Below are 17265 nucleotides of genomic sequence, written 5' to 3'. Positions count from 1 at the left end.
TGTCGCGGTCGCCCACTGCGCCCGGACCGCTGTGCCCGCGGCGTCCGCTGCGCTCGCGGTCCGCGCCGGGCACGCCGAGCCCACTGTGTTCGTCCACGGCTCACCCCGCCGCGGCCGCGGCGACTACCGCCCCGGCGATCGCGGCGACGTCCTCGTCCCCGGTCACGTACGGCGGCATCGTGTACACCGTGTCGCGGAACGGCCGCAGCCACACGCCCCGGCCGACCGCCGCACGCGTCGCCGCCGCCACGTCCACCTCGTGGTCGAGTTCCACCACGCCGATGGCGCCCAGCACCCGTACCCCACGCACTCCCGGCAGCTGTCGCGCCGGCTCCAGCCCCGCGCGCAGACCTGCCTCGATACGGCCGACCTCCGCGGCCCAGTCCTGGCCGAGCAGCACGTCCAGCGAGGCGCCGGCGACCGCGGCGGCCAGCGGATTGCCCATGAAGGTCGGGCCGTGGGCCAGCACCGGCACCTCGCCCCCGGAGATCCCCTCCGCGACCCGGGTGGTGCACAGCGTCGCCGCCATCGTCAGATAGCCGCCGGTCAGCGCCTTGCCGACGCAGAGCACATCGGGGGCGACGTCCGCGTGATCGGCGGCGAACATCCGCCCGGTGCGTCCGAAGCCGGTCGCGATCTCGTCCAGCACCAGCAGCACTCCACTGGCGTCGCACGCCTCCCGCAGCACCCTCAGATAGCCGGGGGAGTGGAACCGCATACCGCCCGCGCCCTGCACCACCGGCTCGACGACGACCGCCGCCAACTCGTCCGCGTGCCGCGCCACCAGCTCCCGCACCCGGTCCGCGTACGCCTCGTCGACGGGCTCCTCGAAACCGTCCGGCGGCCTGGGGGCGAAGACCTGGCGGGGCAGGGACCCCGCCCACAGATGGTGCATCCCGCCGTCCGGGTCGCAGACCGACATCGGCTGCCAGGTGTCTCCGTGGTAGCCGCCGCGCCAGGTCATGAGCCGCCGTTTCTCCGGCCGGCCGCGCGAACGCCAGTACTGCAGGCACATCTTGACGGCCACCTCGACCGACACCGAACCGGAGTCGGCGAGAAAGACGTGCTCCAGCCCGGCCGGCGAGAGGTCCACCAGCTGCTTCGCCAGCCGTACCGCCGGCTCGTGGGTGAGCCCGCCGAACATCACATGGCTCATCCGCTCCAGCTGCCCGCGCACCGCCTCGTTGAGCACCGGGTGGTTGTAGCCGTGCACCGCCGACCACCAGGAGGACATGCCGTCCACCAGCTCCCGCCGGCCGTGCACGGGTTCGGCCAGCCGCAGCCGTACGCCGGAGGCCGACTCCACCACCAGCGGCTCCTGCCGGCCCGGCATCGGGCCGTAGGGATGCCACACATGGCGGCGGTCGAGCTCCAGCAACTCCCCGGTGGACAGCGGCAGTCGGGCGGAGCGGGGGTCAGGCATTGGGCGGCAGCTCCGTACCCGCCCCGCGACGTCGCACCGACACCAGGTCCGCACGCGCCCCGGCGGCTGGCTGCGCGTCGGCGCCGGCCCCCGCGCCCGTACGCTCGCCGCGTCCCGGAGCGGCGGCTGTTGGGGCCGTGTCGCCGGTCGCCGCGTCCGCGTCCGTGCCAGTGGCGGGAGCGCTGCCGCACGGGCCGCAGCCCTGCCCCTCCTCGTGGGAGCCGCAACCGCCGCCGGTCAGCGGTCCGCAGCCACCCGCCGCGGCCAGCGCGTCCGCGCGGTGGGTGGGCAGCGTGCCCGTGTCGGAGCCCTCCACCTCGAAGCCGGCGTCCGCGATCATCTCCAGGTCCGCCTTGCCCTCCTGCCCCTCACTGGTCAGGTAGTCGCCGAGGAAGACGGAGTTGGCCAGGTGCAGCGCGAGCGGCTGCATGCTCCGCAGCTGCACCTCCCGGCCGCCGGCCAGACGCACCTCCACGTCCGGGCAGACGAAGCGCACCATCGCGAGAATGCGCAGCGCACGCGAGGGCGTCAGATTCCACTCGGCTTCCAACGGCGTGCCCTCGAAGGGGATCAGGAAGTTCACCGGCACCGAGTCGGGGTCCAGCTCGCGCAGCGCGAACACCACGTCCACCAGGTCGGCGTCGCTCTCGCCCATGCCGGCGATCAGCCCCGAGCACGCCGACATCCCCGCCGCCTGCGCCTGCCGCACCGTGGAGACCCGGTCCGCGTAGTCGTGCGTGGTGCAGATGTCGCCGTAGGTGGCCTCGGAGGTGTTGAGGTTGTGGTTGTAGGCGTCCGCCCCCGCCTCCCGCAGCCGTTCGGCCTGACCGTCGGTCAGCAGCCCCAGGCAGGCGCAGACCTCGACGTCCGCGTTCTCCTCCTTGATCGCCGAGATCGTCCTGGAGACCCGGTCCACGTCGCGGTCGGTCGGCCCGCGTCCGCTGGCGACGAGGCAGACCCGCTTGGCGCCCCCGGCCACCCCCGCGCGCGCCGCCTCGGTGGCCTCCTCCGCCTTGATCCAGGTGTACTTGAGGATCTCCGCCCGGGAGCCCAGCCGCTGTGAGCAGTACGAGCAGTCCTCCGGGCAGAGCCCCGACTTCAGGTTGACGAGGTAGTTGAGCTTCACCCGCCGCCCGAACCAGTGGCGGCGCACCCGTCCGGCCGCGGCCACCACGTCGAGCAGTTCGTCCTCGGAGGTCGCCAGAACTGCGAGCGCTTCGTCGCGCGTCGGCAGTTCGCGCCGCAGCCCCTTGTCCACCAGCGTGTTCAACAGGTCCATGCCGCTGATCCTCACCCACGTCCCGGTGGCAGGCCAAGGAGAGAGTCGACAAGAAGGCAGCGCGGGGGTGTGTGTATCGCCACACCGCCGACGCCGTTCGGGCCCACTAGGTTCGTGGGGACCCGACAGATCACCAGGGACGGACCGATGCCCGCAGACCCCTTCCAATGGCTCACCGACGCCCGGCGGCTGCGCGAGAAGGCGGGACTCGTCCGTACGCTGCGACCGCGCAGCGGACAGGAACGCGCGCTGGACCTGGCAGGCAACGACTACCTCGGCCTCTCCCGGCACCCCGAGGTCACCCGTGCTGCCGCCGACGCAGCGCACCGCTGGGGAGCTGGCGCCACCGGCTCGCGCCTGGTCACCGGCTCCACCGCGCTCCACGCCGAACTGGAGGCCGAACTCGCCGACTTCTGCGGGTTCGAAGCCGCACTCGTACTGTCCTCCGGGTACTGCGCCAACCTCGCCGCCACCACCGCGCTCGGCAGCCGCGACGCACTGCTGGTCTCCGACGCGGCCAACCACGCCTCGCTCATCGACGGCTGCCGGCTCGCCCGCGCCCGCACCGCGGTCGTCCCGCACACCGACACCGACGCCGCCGGCCGTGCGCTGCAAGGCCACCGGGGCCCCGCGCTGCTGCTCACCGAATCGATCTTCTCGGTCGACGGGGACGCGGCGCCGCTGCCCGAACTGAGCGCGCTGGTACGCCGCCACGGGGCCGGCCTGCTGATCGACGAGGCGCACAGTCTCGGCGTCGTCGGCGACGGCGGCCGGGGCGCCGCGCACGCGGCAGGTCTGGCCGGCAGCGACGACACCGTCCTCACCCTGACTCTGTCCAAGGCGCTCGGCAGCCAGGGCGGCGCGGTGCTCGGCCCGCGCCATGTCATCGACCACCTGGTCAACGAGGCCCGCACCCTGATCTTCGACACCGGCCTCGCCCCGGCCGCCACCGGGGCGGCCCTGGCCGCGCTGCGCGTACTGCGCCGCGAACCCGAACGGGCCGACCGCGTCACCGCGGCCACCCGCCTGCTCCACGACCGCCTCACCGCCGCGGGCCTGGACGCCGCACCGCCGGCCGGCGCGGTCCTGTCGGTGCGCGCACCCTCGCCCGAGGCCGCGGTCCGCTGGGCCGCCGACTGCCGCGACAGAGGGCTGCGCGCGGGCTGCTTCCGACCGCCGTCGGTCCCGGACGGCGTCTCACGGCTGCGGCTGACGCTCCGAGCCGACCTCGAGGACGCCGAACTCGCCGAGGCCGTACGCGTCATCACCGCCACCGCGCCGAGCCCCGTCTGACCCCGCTCGGCGGGGCGGCACGTCACACCGCTGACCTGCGTTCGCGCAGGGCCTCACTCGGGCGGCAGCAGCACCCGTCGGGTGCGCCGCTCACCGTCCAACACCCGCAGCGCCCGCGCCAACTCCGCCTCGTACAGGTCGTGTTCACCGCGCGCGTGCATCGTCTCCAGTGCCGTGCGCAGCGCCGTGGCGGCCGTCACCAGGGCCTGGGCGGCGCGCAGTGCGGAGAGGGTGTGACGTGCGCGTGCCGGGTTGGCGCGGCCCAGTTGGTCCGCGGCCTCCAGATAACGGTCCACCAGCTCGCCCTCGGCGGCGGTGAGCGCCGGCAGCGGCGGCAGGTCGGGCAGCACGCCCTCAGCTCCCGAGCCCGGTACCGGACTGCTGCGCGCGCGGCACGCTGATCCGGTCGACGAGCCCGAACTCCAGCGCGCCGGCCGCGTCCAGGACGGTGTCCCGTTCCACGTCACGACCGATCTGCTCCCGCGACCTGCCGGTGTGCCGGGACAGCAGCGTCTGAAGTGTCTCCCGGGCGCGGAGCAACTCCTGTGCCTGGATTGCCAGATCGCTCGGCTGGCCCTGGACGGGTTCGGCGAGCGCCGGCTGGCTCAGCACCACACGGGCGCCTGGCAGCGCCAGTCGCCGCCCCGGCGTACCGGCCGCCAGGAGGACGGCGGCGACCGACGCCGCCTGCCCCAGACAGACCGTCTCCACCTCGCAGGTCACGTACCGCAGGGTGTCGTAGACGGCGGTCATCGCGGAGAAGGAGCCGCCGGGGGAGTTGAGGTAGAGCGAGATCGGGCGGTCGGGGGCGGCGTGCTCCAGGTACATCAGCTGCGCGACCACATCGCTGGCGCAGGCGTCGTCGACGGGAGTGCCGAGCATGATGATGCGCTCCCCGAGCAGTTTGGAGTACGGGTCGAGCGTGCGGGTGCCGTCCCCGGTGCGCTCGGTGAACTCGGGCAGTACGTGGCGTGCCTGGGCAGGGTGCATCGCGTCCTCCTCGGACGACCGGAAGCTGTTCTGTACAAAATGTACAGGACGTACCCGCGGTTATGCTGGGTCCATGACGTACGAGATTCCGGTGACCCGCGCCAGAGCCGAGTTCGCCGACCTGATCAACCGAGTCGTCTACGGCGACGAGCGCGTGGTCGTCACCCGTCACGGCAAGCCGTTGGTCGCCCTCGTGTCCGCCGCCGACCTGGAGCGGCTCGACGAGGCTCAGGGGCGCGCCGCCACCGACGCCCCCGAGAGCGGTGCGTCGGAGGAGACCGCCGAGCAGGAAGTCCTCAGCACCCTCTCCACCGTCCACCCCCTGGACTCCACCCCCGGCAGCCCGAGCCGTTTCGGCATCGCCGCCCACCACCGCGGCTCCCACGGCAACGGCTAGCTTCGGTCGTTCGGGTCGTCACCGGGCGCGCGGCGCCCGGCGCGTGCGTCCCCTGCGGCCTCGTCAGTCACCGCCCCCTCGCCCCCGCGAGACCCGAGCGGCAGGCCTTGGCTGCGGACCCGGCCGCCCACCGCCGGCCCGGTCCGCCCGCCGCCACGCGGCGGCGCCGTGCGGGCAACCCGGCGCACGGGGCCGGACAACGCGGTGGGGCCGGGCAGACCTGTCGGTCCGCCCGGCCCCACCGCCGGTGTGCTCGTCGCCGCAGCCTCAGCCCGCGCCCTCCGCGGGCCGCCCGACCTCCGGCTCCCCCTGCTTCCCCTCGGGGCTCTGCTTCCCCTTCGCGTCCTTGTGCTGCTGGTCCTTCTGCTGGTCCAGCGCCTTCGCCTCCGGGGCGTACAGGTCCACGTACTCCTGGTCGGAGAGTCCGAGGATCGCGTACATGATCTCGTCGGTCACCGCGCGCAACACCGCTCGCTCGGACTCCATGCCCTCGAACCGGGAGAAGTCCAGCGCCTCGCCGAAGCGGATCGTCACCCGGCCGATGCGCGGCAAGCGGCGGCCGGGCGGCTGGAGTTCGAAGGTGCCCACCATCGCGCACGGCACCACCTTGACGCCCGATCGCAGCGCCATCGCCGCCACACCCACCCGGCCCTTGTACAGCCGGCCGTCGTGGGAGCGGGTGCCCTCCGGGTAGATGCCCAGGAGCTCGCCCTTGCTCAGTACGCCGATGCCCTCTTCGATCGCCGCCTGGCCCGCGCCCCTGCCCGACCTGTCCACGGGAATCTGGCCCACACTGCGGAAGAACGCCGCAGTCAGACGTCCCTTGATCCCCGGACCCGTGAAGTACTCGGCCTTGGCGAGAAAGGTGATCCGCCGACGGAGCATCGCCGGCATCAGAAAGTGGTCCGAGAAGGAGAGGTGGTTGCCGGCGACGATCGCCGCGCCGTCGGCCGGAATGTGCTCGAGGCCCTCGATCCGCGGACGGAACAGCAACCGCAGCAACGGCCCCAACAGCACGTACTTGCACACGTAATAAAACACGGACACTCCCTGGCAGGCGGGTGCGCTGCGTTCCCGCCGAGTCTGACGAAGCGGGGCTGACCGACCGCTGGTCCTCGGAACGGACCGCTCACCCGAAGCCGAGAGCGTACAGCGATACGACATGAACACGCTCGCTGGGTACGGCTACGTCACATCGGGAACGAGCGACGCACACACCTTCCACACAACACGCGCACACCACCTCCGGCGCCATCGAGCCGTCGCCGGCCCCCGGGGCGCCGCCCCGTCGCCGGAGCCCTGCCCGCGCGCCTCGCTCAACCGCTCTCCGCCGTCACCAGCGCCAGCGTCAGCAGGCCGAGGACGATCCAGGCGAACCACGCCAGGCCGCTCCCGCCGATCGCCACGCTGTACGCCGTCAACACCACCAGCGCCGTCACCGTCGCGACCGTCATGCCCTTCACGGCGCCCGACGTCTGCCTCGTCGACGGCTCCGGAGAGTTCCTCACGGATTCCTGCATGGCTGCCACCTCCCAGGGGCCGCCGCTGCGGCAGTCACCGCAGCACGCGCGACTGACTCCTCCCATAGTCGCGCGAATACGGACTTTTCCGCTACCTTGCGCGCGAGTTCAACGAGGCGAGGTAGGCGTTGTACTCCGCGAGCTCCCGGTCGCCGTTGCGGTCCGCCGCCCGATCCTGACGCCGGGCCTGACGCTGCTCGGACCGGTACCACTGGTAGATCAGCGCGATCAGCACGATCACCGACGGAATCTCGCTGAACGCCCAGGCGATCCCGCCGGCCGCGTTCTGGTCCGCGAGCGCGTCCACCCCGAGCGAGGCCGGGGGATCGGAGTACGTCCCCACCATCGGCTCGGACGCCATCATGATGGCGATCCCGAAGAACGCGTGGAAGGGCATCGAGGCGAACAGCTCCAGCATCCGCATCACGTAACCGGGCCGGTGCGGACCGGGATCGACGCCCATGATCGGCCAGAAGAAGATCAGCCCCACCGCGAGGAAGTGCGCCATCATCCCCACGTGCCCGGCCTTGGACTCCATCAGGAAGTCGAAGAGGGGAGTGAAGTACAGCGCGTACAGGCTCGCGATGAACAACGGGATGGTGAACGCCGGATGCGTGATCACCCGCAGGTACCGGCTGTGCAGCAGCGCCACCAGCAGCTCCCGCGGGCCACGCCGCCCCCGACCGGCCGACGGCAGCGCCCGCAGCGTCAACGTCACCGGAGCGCCCAGCAGCAACAGGATCGGCGAGAGCATGCTGATCACCATGTGCTGCACCATGTGCACGCTGAACAGCACCATGCCGTACTCGTTCAACGCCGTGCACGTCACCAGCGCGATCGTCAGCACGCCCGCGACGAACGCGACCGTGCGCCGCACCGGCCAGCGGTCGCCCCGCCGGTGCAGACGCAGCACACCCCAGCCGTAGAGCGCCAGCATCGCCAGACAGCCCACCAGGAACGCCGGCTCGCCCGTGAACTCCAGACCCCGCGCCAAGGTGAACGGCGGCAGGTCCGCGGGCATGCCGTGGTCGCCGTGGTCCATCCGTCACTCTCCTGCTTCGTACCGATTGCCCGCTCAAAGAGTAGAACCGCCCCCGGCCGCGGGTACGGCCGGGGGCGGTTCCTCCTGCACTGCGAGCAGGTCGCCGGAACCCGCCGGTCAGGGAGCCGCCGTGGCGGCGGCGATGCGCTCCGCCCGCAGCTCCTCGTACCACCGGTCGTCCACCGGCGGCAGCGCGTTCACATCCAGCGCCAGCTTCACCAGCAGATCCGCGATCAGCGGGTTGCGCGCCAGCACCGGGCCGTGCATGTACGTGCCGAACACGGTGTCGTTCCAGGCGCCCTCGGTGCCGTCACCGGTCCCGTTGCCCTTGCCCAGCCGCACCCGCGCCAGTGGACGCGCGGTCGGGCCCAGGTGCGTGATGCCCTGGTGGTTCTCGAAGCCGGTCAGCTGGGGCAGACGCAGCTTCTCGTCGATGTCCGCGAGGACGTCCCCCACGCACCGCTCCGCCTCGCCGCGCGTGCTGACCACGTCCAGCAGACCCAGGCCCGGCTCGCGCTGCCCCAGATCGTTGATGAACTCCTGGCCGAGGATCTGATAGCCGGCGCAGACCGAGAAGATGATCGCCCCGTTGTCGGCGGCCCGGGTCAGCCCGCCGTCACGCCGGAGCCGCTCGGCCGCCAGCCGCTGCGGCCGGTCCTCGCCGCCACCGATCAGATAGATGTCGCCGGACGTCGGCACCGGCTGGTCGGAACGCACGTCCACCCGCTGCACGTTGAGGCCGCGCTGCTGCGCGCGCCGCTCGACCACCAGCACGTTCCCCTGGTCGCCGTAGGTGCTCAGCAGGTCCGGGTAGACCCAGACGACCCGCAGACTCGTGTCACTCATGAATTGGTCACCCTTCAGCCGGTCAGTTGCCGACGACGCGGCGCAGGTCCTGGAATGCGGTGTAGTTCGCGATGGCCTCGATCCGGCCCGGCGGCAGCGCCCGAAGCGCGTCGTCCAGACGCTCGAAGACCTGGAAGTCCACGCCCGCGACCTCCAGACGCACCGCGAGGTCCAGTCTGCGGTCACCGAGCACACAGATCGGATGCCCGGCCAGACGCGAGTAGTCCACGTCCCACAGCCAGGACGTGTCGGTGCCGTCCGCGCCACGGGCGTTGACCGCCAGGATGACCGGAGCCGGCGGCGGGTCGATCAGCGAGAACGTCTCCAGCCAACCGGCCGGGTTCTTCGCCAGCAGCAGCCGGATCTGACGCTCCTGGTAGGTCACCGTGTCGTACCGGCCGGCAACCGCCGCCACCTCGTACATCCGCTCCAGCGCCACCTGCGGCGGCACCCCGAACGCAGCGGCGACCGCCGCCGAGGTCGTGGCGTTCGCACGGTTGGCACGGCCGGGCAGCTGCAGCCGGATCGGCCACGCGGCGCCGTGCGGGTCCAGGACGTGGTCGCCCGAGAGCGCCCACGTCGGCGTCGGACGCCGGAACCCGCACTCGCCGCACATCCAGTCGTCGCCCGGGCGCTGCATCACACCGCCGCACGCCGGGCAGGACCAGGCGTCGTCCTTCCACTCCTGGCCCGCCGCGACCCATACGACGTTTTGCGAGGACGAAGCGGCCCACACCACCAGCGGATCGTCCGCGTTCGCGATGATCAGCGCCTTGGAACCGGCCAGACTCTCCCGCCAGTGCTCGGCCAGCATCCTCGTCTCACCGGCCCGGTCCAACTGGTCCCGCGAAAGGTTCAGCAGCGCGATCGCCTTCGGCGTCACATCACGCGCGACCCCGGCCAGGTACTTCTCGTCAACCTCGATCACGCCGTACCGCGCCCGCGAACCCCCGGCGAGCGCGGAGGTGATACCGGCGGGCATGTTGGCGCCCAGCGCGTTGGAGACGACCTCTTCGCCGGTGGCCCGCAGCGCCTCGGCGATGAGCCGCGTGGTGGTCGTCTTGCCGTTGGTCGCGGAAACCAGGACGACGTCCAGGTGCGACGCCAACCGGGCCAACAGGTCGGGATCGAGTTTCAGCGCCACCCGGCCGCCGATCACCGATCCACTGCCGCGGCCCGCGGCTCGGGACACCGCCGCCGCAGCCCTGCCCGCCGTCACGGCCAGTTTGGCGCGCGGCGACAGCGGGTCCGAATTACCTGTCATCGTCCTTGGTCCTCCTTGCGCTTCGCTCATGCCGCAGCCTATCGAGATATGCCGCCCACTCCCGAACCGCACCACAGCAGCGCCCCGCACCCCGCCCGCGACCGTCGGTGGCGGGCCGTAGTCTGAGCGTCATGCGAGAAGGTGAACCCGCCGGGGCGGTACGGCCGGTCAGTCTGTTCCGTGCCCCCGTGCTGCACACGCCGTGCCAGGAGGTGACGGAGTTCGGGCCCGGGCTGGAGCAGCTGATCGCGGACATGTTCGCCACCATGTACGCGGCCGACGGCGTCGGCCTCGCCGCCAACCAAGTCGGAGTCCCCGCCCGGGTGTTCGTCTACGACTGCCCCGACGACGAGGACGTCCAGCAGCGCGGACACCTCGTCAACCCCCATCTGGCAGCCCTGGAGTACGGCGACATCACCGGCCCCGAAGGGTGCCTGTCGCTGCCCGGACTCGAGGCACGCACCGCACGCGCCGCCTACGCCCGTATCGAGGGCGTGCGCAGCGACGGCAGCCCCGTCACCGTCGAGGGCGAGGGCTTCTTCGCACGCTGCCTCCAGCACGAGTACGACCATCTGGAAGGCCTCGTCTACGCCGACCGTCTCGGCGCGCTGCGCCGTCGCCGACTGCTGCGCGCGGCAGCGCGAGCGGACTGGGCCGGCGCCGTCGAGCGCATGCCGCTGCGCGACCCCAGCCCCGACTCGCCGCCACCCGCAGCCACTTGAGCAAGGCCCGACCCCGTCAGGCCCGCGACCGCTCCCCGCTGCTCCGATCGCTCGCGCTGCCCTTCGCGCCGCCCTCCACAGGGCCGACCCCCGCCGGCTCCGTCCGCGCCGTACGGGGCCGGTCCTCGGCGGTCGCGAGCGTGCCCCACAGCAGGTCGACCAGGTGTGCCACCAACTGCTCGCGCGGGCAGGGCCGTTCGCCCAGCCACCAGTCCCCGGCCGCGTGCATCATCCCCACGATGCCGTGCCCCCAGACCCGTGCGCGCTGCTCGCTGCCCGGCCCGAGCTCCAGCCGGTCCTCGACGAACTTCCCCAGCTCCTCGCCCAGCCTGCGCAGCAACGGAGCGGTGTGCCGTCCCGAGTCGAAACCCTGCTCGCTCTCGGCCGGGTGCATCAGAAAACGGTAGACCTGCGGACGCGCCTCGATCCTGGCCAGATAGGTGTCGATCGTCGAGGCCAGGCGTTCACGCCGGTCCGAGGGGGCGTCCAGCGCCGCGCGCAGCGCCACCAGCAGGGCGTCGGTGTGCCGTTCGGCGAGAGCCCGGTAGAGGCCGCTCTTGTCGCCGAAGTGCCGGTAGAGAATGGGCTTGGTGATCCCGGCCTCGGCCGCGATGGCGTTCATCGACGCACTCGGGCCGTCCCGCAGCACGACCCGGTCGGCGGCCTCCAGCAGCTCCTGCCGTCTGTTCTGTGCCGCGTCCCGCTGAGCCGCTCGCTGGCGGGTTTCCATTCCGTGTCCCTTCGGCCTGTGCAGTTCCACGGTTCGGAAACGTAACACCCGTGGGTCGGCCGGGGCCTCGACTCGGGGTTTCGGAGGAAGACGGACGGAGGAGTTGACAGCCGATACTGATGGGTAACAAACTGCGGTTACCGCTAGTAACAAATACGTGGAGGCGCAAGATGGCGGAGTTCGCATTCGATCTCAACGAGGACCAGAAGTCAGTCCAGGAGTGGCTGCACGGCTTCGCCGCCGACGTCATGCGCCCTGCCGCGGCAGAGTGGGACGAGCGCGAGGAGACCCCCTGGCCCATCATCCAGGAAGCCGCGAAGCTCGGAATCTACTCCCTCGACTTCTACGCCCAGCAGTACTTCGACCCCACCGGCCTCTCCATCCCCATGGTCATGGAAGAGCTCTTCTGGGGTGACGCCGGCATCGCGTTGTCCATCGTCGGCACCGGTCTCGCCGCCGTCGGCGTACTGGCCAACGGCACCGAGGAGCAGGTCGGCACCTGGATCCCGCAGATGTACGGCGACGAGAACGACGTCAAACTCGCCGCGTTCTGCTCCTCCGAGCCCGACGCCGGCTCCGACGTCTCCGCGATACGGACCCGCGCCGTGTACGACGAGGCCAAGGACGAGTGGGTCCTCAACGGCACCAAGACCTGGGCGACCAACGGCGGCATCGCCAACGTCCACGTCGTCGTCGCGACCGTCGACGCCGAGCTCGGCTCCCGCGGCCACGCCTCCTTCATCATTCCGCCCAACACCCCGGGCCTGAGCCAGGGACAGAAGTTCCTCAAGCACGGCATCCGCGCCTCGCACACCGCCGAGGTCGTGCTCGAGGACGTACGCGTCCCCGGCAGCTGCCTGCTCGGCGGCAAGGACAAGCTCGACGAGCGACTCGCCCGCGTCCGCGAAGGCAAGAAGCGCAAGGGCGGCAACGCCGCCATGGCGACCTTCGAGGCGTCCCGCCCCGCAGTCGGCGCCCAGGCAGTCGGCATCGCCCGCGCCGCCTACGAAGTCGCCCTCGACTACGCCAAGACCCGCGAGCAGTTCGGCCGCCCGATCATCGACAACCAGGGCGTCGCCTTCCAACTCGCCGACATGCGCACCAAGGTCGACGCGGCCCGACTCCTCGTCTGGCGCGCCTCCTGGATGGCCGCCGCGCAGAAGCCGTTCACCGCGGCCGAGGGCTCCCAGTCCAAGCTGTTCGCCGGCGAGACCGCCAAGACCGTCACCGCCCAGGCCATGCAGATTCTCGGCGGCAACGGCTACACCCGCGAATACCCCGTCGAGCGCATGCACCGCGACGCGGCGATCTACACCATCTTCGAGGGCACCAGCGAGATCCAGCGCCTGGTCATCTCCCGCACCGTCTCCGGCGTATCCATCCGCTGACCGCAGCACACCCCAAGCCGTAGCGAGAGGCCGCGCACCCGACGACAAACACGGGAGCGCGGCCTCTCGCACGCGCCGTCACCCGTTCTCGAACAAACCTCGACCACTCCGAACTGTTCGATTCACTTGAATCCGGATCAGCGCTGTGTTCGTTTCCCGCAGAGCCGACCCGAGATCGTTCGCAAGCATTGTCGGACGGCCTCCAGAGGCTCGCCCTCAATGGAGTGGGAAACGCTCCGCGACGCCATCTGCGGTGCTACACCTCGTAGTTCGCCGATTCACGTCCGTCAGGAGTAGCGCAGTGCCGGAACGCCCGTCTTTCTCGAGTCCCGACACAGACCCGGTCACACCCCGGGTGCCCCACGCGCGGAGCGAACCCCGCGTCACCGAGCGGGAACTGCGCTACCGGGGATACCGCTTCACCTGCCGCGTGGCGCAGCCCGAACACCCCACAACCGAACCGCTGGTGATCCTCGGAGGCTCCTCGCAGGACCGCAACTCCTGGGTGCGGCACGAACGCCGGCTGGCAGAGATCGCCTGCGTCGTCACCGTCGACCTCCCGGGATACGGCGACTCCGATTTCCTCCCCGTCGAACACGGCATGGACTTCCTGGCCGCCGCGGTCCACCACATGCTTGCCTCACTCGAAATGCCACGCGTCAATCTCGTCGGAGCATGTTTCGGGGGAGCCATTGCCATGCGCCTCGCCCAGCAGCACCCCTCGCTCATCGGCCGACTGCTACTGGTCGGAATGGCACGCCAACTTCCCCGCGACTACGCCGAAGTCGTCGACCGGTGGCGCGAACAGGTGAAGACCGGTCAACTGACCGATATCGCCGATGAATTGGTCACCCGCTTCACCGCAGCCTCCGGCGCCGAACACGTACGACGCCTCTCGGCCGTGGCACGATTCCTGCGCCGCGAATTCCTCGACATGGACGAAGACGGCCTGACCAAATGGGTGGAGCACAACGAGCGACTCGTCGCCCACGACTGGTACCGAACCGAACCGATGCCACCCGTACCGACCCTCGTCGTCACCGGCGAACACGACATCCTCACCCCGCCCGAAGAATCCCGTGCGCTCGCCGCCGGCCTTCCTCTCGCGCACTTCACGACGATCCGCGAGGCCGACCACCTCGCCCCCGTGGAACGAGTCGCGGAATTCGCCGAACTGGTGGCCCGGTTCTGCTCCGAAGGCCAATGGCACGACCTCGACTTCTGCCACCCCGTGGAAAGCTTCGACAACAGGCCCGTCCCGGCCTGACCCTTTCCGAACCGCCGCACCGACAAAGAGCGAACGACACGGTGACCGCACCCCGAAGTGCTCACTGCCCAAGCCGTGAGCGCCACCGCGCCCGATCGCCGCACCGCTGACGCACACTCCGACCGAGGCGATGACGGCAGCCCTCACCTCGCCGCTGACCAGCACAGCACCCCTTGTCGAGGCCACGTTCCAACGGTGAGTGGGTTCATCGAACCCACTCACCGCGAACGTATAGTTGGAGGGGTGAGTGACGCGAATGATTCCGTGGCCCAACTCCTCGCACAGGCCCGCCTCGAAGCCTCCATCCCCCCGCACGAGGAGCGCGTACGACTGCGCAAGGCCGCCGGCTTCAGCCTCGAGCAGATCGGCGCGGCGGTGGGCGTCACCAGGGCCGCGGTGTCCAGCTGGGAGAAACCACGGACCGAAGGCGGAAACGAGCCGCGGGGCGACCAACGCACCCGCTACGCACGGCTGCTGAGCGGCCTCGCCGAGATCCACCCGCCCCCCGCGTCACCACACCGGGACGCCGCCGCCGAGGCCGCCGCACAGGGCCCCGCCGACACGGCCTCCGCTCCGCCGCCCGTCGCCCCGCCCCGCCGGCAGACCGCGCAGGCACCCACGCCGACCGTGACCGCGGAAAGCCCGGCCGCACGCCAGGCCCGAACCGCCCACCACAGGCACCACGCCGCTCGCCGAACGACCAGCGCCGAGCAAGCGCGCAGCGAACTGGCCGCACACATCGACGACACGATCGAGACCGAGCTGGCCCGTGCCGCCGGCGATCAGGACGCCGCCGCACAAGCACTCGTCAAGAGGGCCATCCCCGACGTCATGGCCCTCTTCCACCACACCCGGAAGCAGGCCCGGTACGAGCACACCGCCTACCCCCGCCTGCCGGCCATCCTCCAGCGCCCCACCAAGAACGACCCGGACCTGATCTGGGAAGCCCGCCCGTCCTGGCGTCATCCCCAGCTGCGCCGCAGCCCCGACGGGCCCTTCCACGTCACCGCTCTCGACGTGAACGCCGCCTACCTGGCCGCGTTCACCACCCACCTGCCCATCGGCCGCCTGGAGCACTCTGCCGACGGCACGAGGGACCCCAAGCGCGCCGGGTTCTACCTGATCGACCCGCCCGCCTGGTTCCACCCCGACCTGCCCCACCCGCTCGGCAACCGCGAGGAACCCGGACCGCTGTGGATCGGAGAGCCGACGCTGCGGCTCCTGCTGCGCCTGGCCGGCCCGAAGCACGGACTGCTCGAAGCGCCCACCATCCACGAGTCGTGGACCTCCGGTTCCTCCGAGGGCCTCCTCAAGCAGTTGCGCGCCACACTCGCCGACGCCCGAACCGAAGCCCTGGAGGCCGACAACGACGTCAAGTTGGAGTACATCAAGGCGATGTACTCCAAGTTCGTCTCCACTCTCGGCGAGAGCGTCCACAACCGAGAGATCGTACGGCCCGACTGGACCCATCTCATCCGCTCCCAGGCGTTCGCCAACCTCTGGAACCGCGCCCACAAAGCCCACGAAGCAGGCCTGGGCGTCGTCGCCGTACTCGGCACCGACGAACTGCACGTCGCCGGCGACTGGCGGCAGGCGTTCAACGAAGGACGCGGGCTGGGAGACATGAAGATCAAGCACGACCGCGAGGGCCACCCGGTGGACTACACGGTCAAGGAGACGGCCTGATGGCTCAGGACTACCGCTGGCGCCGCCTCGGCGAGCACGGCGCCGACGGCATCCCCGGTGGCACCGCACTCGCTCTCGGTCTGGACGGCATGGTCACGGGCATCAGCTCCCCGCCCGACACTCCACGAGGCATCGCAGCCCGGCTGCGCTACCTCACCGCCTCCTCTGCCGGCTACACCGCGATGGACCAGGCAGGCATTTCCGTCACACGGCGCACCCTTTATGCCTGGCTGGCCGAAGAACGCTCACCCTCCCCTGCCAACCGTTCCAAACTCGACGCTGCCTACTGGGCGTTGCGGCGCCAGCGCGTAGTCGCCGAGCTGAAGCGACGCCTCTCGCGCGGTGGCGGCACCCGAGTTGAGATCGACCCCGTCGATCAGCGAGAAGTGCCCGGAAAGTACCGCCGGGACCTCCAGGTTCGCCGCATCACCCTCCGTCCTCACATCTGGGACGCGGCAGTTGACGCCTGGGTGGCGGACGACATCGAGGACCTGGGAGCGATCTGGGACGAAGCAATCACGGGCCTTGGCAGCGACTACGACTCGTACACGCATGTTGCCTCCGTGGGCTGGAACGCCTGAAAGGCTGCCCCTGGGAGGGGTAGGCGGCGGCGCAGGCGGTAGGGCCAGGCGGGTGGACAGCTTTGGTCGGGATCGTGAACTGTGTTGAGTGGTGGTGGTGTTGGGGGCGTTGATTGTTGGGGCGGTGGTGTGGGGTGGGTGGTGGTGTGGGGTGGAGCTGGATGTCTGTTGGGGTGAGGGGCGCAGTTTGGTTGTCAACGGCCTGGAGGGGGTGGCGAGTTCTGCGGTGGAGGGGACGGGGGTTCGAGCCTGCAAGGCGGACGCCGGACTTCCGCCGTGACGTCGGCGACTGTGGTCCGCGTGGTGGCGATGAGCGTGGTGGGTTCCTTCGTGAGTGTGATGACCGGGCCCGGGTGGGGACGGCGTGGGTGGCGGTGCGGTGCGGTGACGGGTAGTGGGGGAGTGAGGGGTTGGTGTTTTCGAGGCAAGGGTTTGTGGGTGGTTTAGTTTTCGTTTAGGAGTTTTGTTTTATGGGGGTTATTAATTGCATTTCGAGTAGGAATTCTACGCTCTTTAGCGTAGTTTGATTCGCTTTCTGGGGAGTGATTCAGGTGCCCTTGGTGAGGGCTTTGGCTTGGTTTTTGGTAGTGGTTTGCTCCCCTTCACGGTGTCAGTCTTGCTGGACGTGCACGGAGGCCAACCTTCCTTTAGGAAGCTGCTTTTAGACCACAACGGGTAGCTTGCCACCAAGGTTAGCGATTATCGGCGTCAGCGATGTGTGAACAATTCCGGAGGAATTGTTCTGGAATTCCGGAGGAATTCCGTGCAGGCACGGAGTGCCTGCACATGCGAATTACGGAGTAATTCGCATGCAACGGGCCGTAGGCCCGTGCGTCG

Annotated in this window: 16 protein-coding genes and 1 pseudogene; 7 read left to right on the top strand and 10 right to left on the bottom strand. The window is 70.4% G+C overall.

Annotated elements, in window-relative coordinates; genetic code table 11:
* Positions 1 to 100 precede the first annotated feature (100 nt).
* Together MTQ01_RS18535 and bioB are read right to left on the bottom strand one after the other, a co-directional pair.
* Positions 101 to 1423, bottom strand: coding sequence for an adenosylmethionine--8-amino-7-oxononanoate transaminase (locus tag MTQ01_RS18535; protein ID WP_247491750.1), 1323 nt, complete (start codon positions 1421 to 1423; stop codon positions 101 to 103).
* The gene (gene bioB / locus MTQ01_RS18530) at positions 1416 to 2702 is read right to left on the bottom strand and encodes a biotin synthase BioB (protein WP_247491749.1); all 1287 of its coding nucleotides are present in this window, start codon (positions 2700 to 2702) and stop codon (positions 1416 to 1418) included. Before bioB ends, MTQ01_RS18535 begins: the two co-directional genes overlap by 8 nt.
* Before the next feature lie 147 nt (positions 2703 to 2849).
* Here bioB and MTQ01_RS18525 point away from each other — a divergent pair, with 147 nt between their 5' ends.
* The gene (locus MTQ01_RS18525) at positions 2850 to 3995 is read left to right on the top strand and encodes an 8-amino-7-oxononanoate synthase (protein WP_247491747.1); all 1146 of its coding nucleotides are present in this window, start codon (positions 2850 to 2852) and stop codon (positions 3993 to 3995) included.
* 53 nt (positions 3996 to 4048) lie between these two features.
* On the opposite strand, the gene MTQ01_RS18520 is transcribed toward MTQ01_RS18525, so the two are convergent.
* Positions 4049 to 4345: a hypothetical protein gene (locus MTQ01_RS18520; protein WP_247491746.1), complete on the bottom strand. Its 297-nt coding sequence runs from the start codon at positions 4343 to 4345 to the stop codon at positions 4049 to 4051.
* A gap of 4 nt (positions 4346 to 4349) precedes the next feature.
* A complete protein-coding gene (locus MTQ01_RS18515; RefSeq protein WP_247491745.1) occupies positions 4350 to 4985 on the bottom strand; it encodes an ATP-dependent Clp protease proteolytic subunit in 636 nt (211 codons plus the stop codon).
* Positions 4986 to 5058: 73 nt separating this feature from the next.
* On the opposite strand from MTQ01_RS18515, the gene MTQ01_RS18510 reads away from it, so the two are divergent.
* Entirely contained in the window at positions 5059 to 5382 is a 324-nt protein-coding gene (locus MTQ01_RS18510; protein WP_247491744.1) for a type II toxin-antitoxin system Phd/YefM family antitoxin, read from the top strand.
* Between the two features lie 267 nt (positions 5383 to 5649).
* On the opposite strand, the gene MTQ01_RS18505 is transcribed toward MTQ01_RS18510, so the two are convergent.
* The 5 genes from MTQ01_RS18505 to MTQ01_RS18485 form a co-directional block, all read right to left on the bottom strand.
* Positions 5650 to 6423, bottom strand: a complete 774-nt coding sequence (locus MTQ01_RS18505; protein WP_247491743.1) for a lysophospholipid acyltransferase family protein — start codon at positions 6421 to 6423, stop codon at positions 5650 to 5652.
* A 275-nt stretch (positions 6424 to 6698) separates the two neighbouring features.
* Positions 6699 to 6902, bottom strand: a complete 204-nt coding sequence (locus tag MTQ01_RS18500) for a hypothetical protein (RefSeq protein ID WP_247491742.1) — start codon at positions 6900 to 6902, stop codon at positions 6699 to 6701.
* A gap of 91 nt (positions 6903 to 6993) precedes the next feature.
* Positions 6994 to 7944 carry a cytochrome c oxidase assembly protein gene (locus tag MTQ01_RS18495; protein ID WP_247491741.1) on the bottom strand — a complete coding sequence of 317 codons (951 nt, stop codon included), beginning with the start codon at positions 7942 to 7944 and terminating at the stop codon, positions 6994 to 6996.
* Positions 7945 to 8061: 117 nt separating this feature from the next.
* Entirely contained in the window at positions 8062 to 8790 is a 729-nt protein-coding gene (locus MTQ01_RS18490) for a type 1 glutamine amidotransferase (RefSeq protein WP_247491740.1), read from the bottom strand.
* 22 nt (positions 8791 to 8812) lie between these two features.
* Positions 8813 to 10054, bottom strand: a complete 1242-nt coding sequence (locus MTQ01_RS18485) for a MurT ligase domain-containing protein (RefSeq protein WP_247491739.1) — start codon at positions 10052 to 10054, stop codon at positions 8813 to 8815.
* A gap of 131 nt (positions 10055 to 10185) precedes the next feature.
* Between MTQ01_RS18485 and def the strand changes: the two genes are divergently transcribed.
* A complete protein-coding gene (gene def / locus MTQ01_RS18480) occupies positions 10186 to 10776 on the top strand; it encodes a peptide deformylase (protein ID WP_247491738.1) in 591 nt (196 codons plus the stop codon).
* Positions 10777 to 10894: 118 nt separating this feature from the next.
* Here the strand turns inward: def and MTQ01_RS18475 are convergent.
* A pseudogene (locus tag MTQ01_RS18475) lies at positions 10895 to 11506 on the bottom strand (TetR family transcriptional regulator); the annotation flags it as partial.
* A gap of 170 nt (positions 11507 to 11676) precedes the next feature.
* Between MTQ01_RS18475 and MTQ01_RS18470 the strand changes: the two are divergent.
* The 4 genes from MTQ01_RS18470 (at position 11677) to MTQ01_RS18455 (ending at position 16428) form a co-directional block, all read left to right on the top strand.
* Complete coding sequence (locus tag MTQ01_RS18470) at positions 11677 to 12894, top strand: acyl-CoA dehydrogenase family protein (RefSeq protein WP_247491736.1); 1218 nt, start codon at positions 11677 to 11679, stop codon at positions 12892 to 12894.
* A gap of 355 nt (positions 12895 to 13249) precedes the next feature.
* Positions 13250 to 14161, top strand: a complete 912-nt coding sequence (locus MTQ01_RS18465; RefSeq protein ID WP_247491734.1) for an alpha/beta fold hydrolase — start codon at positions 13250 to 13252, stop codon at positions 14159 to 14161.
* Between the two features lie 243 nt (positions 14162 to 14404).
* A complete protein-coding gene (locus MTQ01_RS18460) occupies positions 14405 to 15847 on the top strand; it encodes a helix-turn-helix transcriptional regulator (protein WP_247491732.1) in 1443 nt (480 codons plus the stop codon).
* Positions 15847 to 16428 (top strand): transcriptional regulator, encoded by a 582-nt coding sequence (locus tag MTQ01_RS18455; RefSeq protein ID WP_247491731.1) that lies wholly within the window; start codon positions 15847 to 15849, stop codon positions 16426 to 16428. Before MTQ01_RS18460 ends, MTQ01_RS18455 begins: the two co-directional genes overlap by 1 nt.
* The last annotated feature ends 837 nt before the right edge of the window (positions 16429 to 17265 follow it).

The organism is Streptomyces sp. XM4193 (assembly GCF_023072595.1).
Taxonomy (GTDB): Bacteria; Actinomycetota; Actinomycetes; order Streptomycetales; family Streptomycetaceae; genus Streptomyces.
This window is presented reverse-complemented; position numbering and strand designations above follow the sequence as displayed.

Bases quoted from the DNA above. Each gene is read 5' to 3' on its own strand.
- MTQ01_RS18535 (WP_247491750.1), bottom strand. From the start codon at position 1,423: ATGCCTGACCCCCGCTCCGCCCGACTGCCGCTGTCCACCGGGGAGTTG.
- bioB (WP_247491749.1), bottom strand. From the start codon at position 2,702: ATGGACCTGTTGAACACGCTGGTGGACAAGGGGCTGCGGCGCGAACTG.
- MTQ01_RS18525 (WP_247491747.1), top strand. From the start codon at position 2,850: ATGCCCGCAGACCCCTTCCAATGGCTCACCGACGCCCGGCGGCTGCGC.
- MTQ01_RS18515 (WP_247491745.1), bottom strand. From the start codon at position 4,985: ATGCACCCTGCCCAGGCACGCCACGTACTGCCCGAGTTCACCGAGCGC.
- MTQ01_RS18510 (WP_247491744.1), top strand. From the start codon at position 5,059: ATGACGTACGAGATTCCGGTGACCCGCGCCAGAGCCGAGTTCGCCGAC.
- MTQ01_RS18500 (WP_247491742.1), bottom strand. From the start codon at position 6,902: ATGCAGGAATCCGTGAGGAACTCTCCGGAGCCGTCGACGAGGCAGACG.
- MTQ01_RS18495 (WP_247491741.1), bottom strand. From the start codon at position 7,944: ATGGACCACGGCGACCACGGCATGCCCGCGGACCTGCCGCCGTTCACC.
- MTQ01_RS18490 (WP_247491740.1), bottom strand. From the start codon at position 8,790: ATGAGTGACACGAGTCTGCGGGTCGTCTGGGTCTACCCGGACCTGCTG.
- MTQ01_RS18485 (WP_247491739.1), bottom strand. From the start codon at position 10,054: ATGACAGGTAATTCGGACCCGCTGTCGCCGCGCGCCAAACTGGCCGTG.
- def (WP_247491738.1), top strand. From the start codon at position 10,186: ATGCGAGAAGGTGAACCCGCCGGGGCGGTACGGCCGGTCAGTCTGTTC.
- MTQ01_RS18470 (WP_247491736.1), top strand. From the start codon at position 11,677: ATGGCGGAGTTCGCATTCGATCTCAACGAGGACCAGAAGTCAGTCCAG.
- MTQ01_RS18455 (WP_247491731.1), top strand. From the start codon at position 15,847: ATGGCTCAGGACTACCGCTGGCGCCGCCTCGGCGAGCACGGCGCCGAC.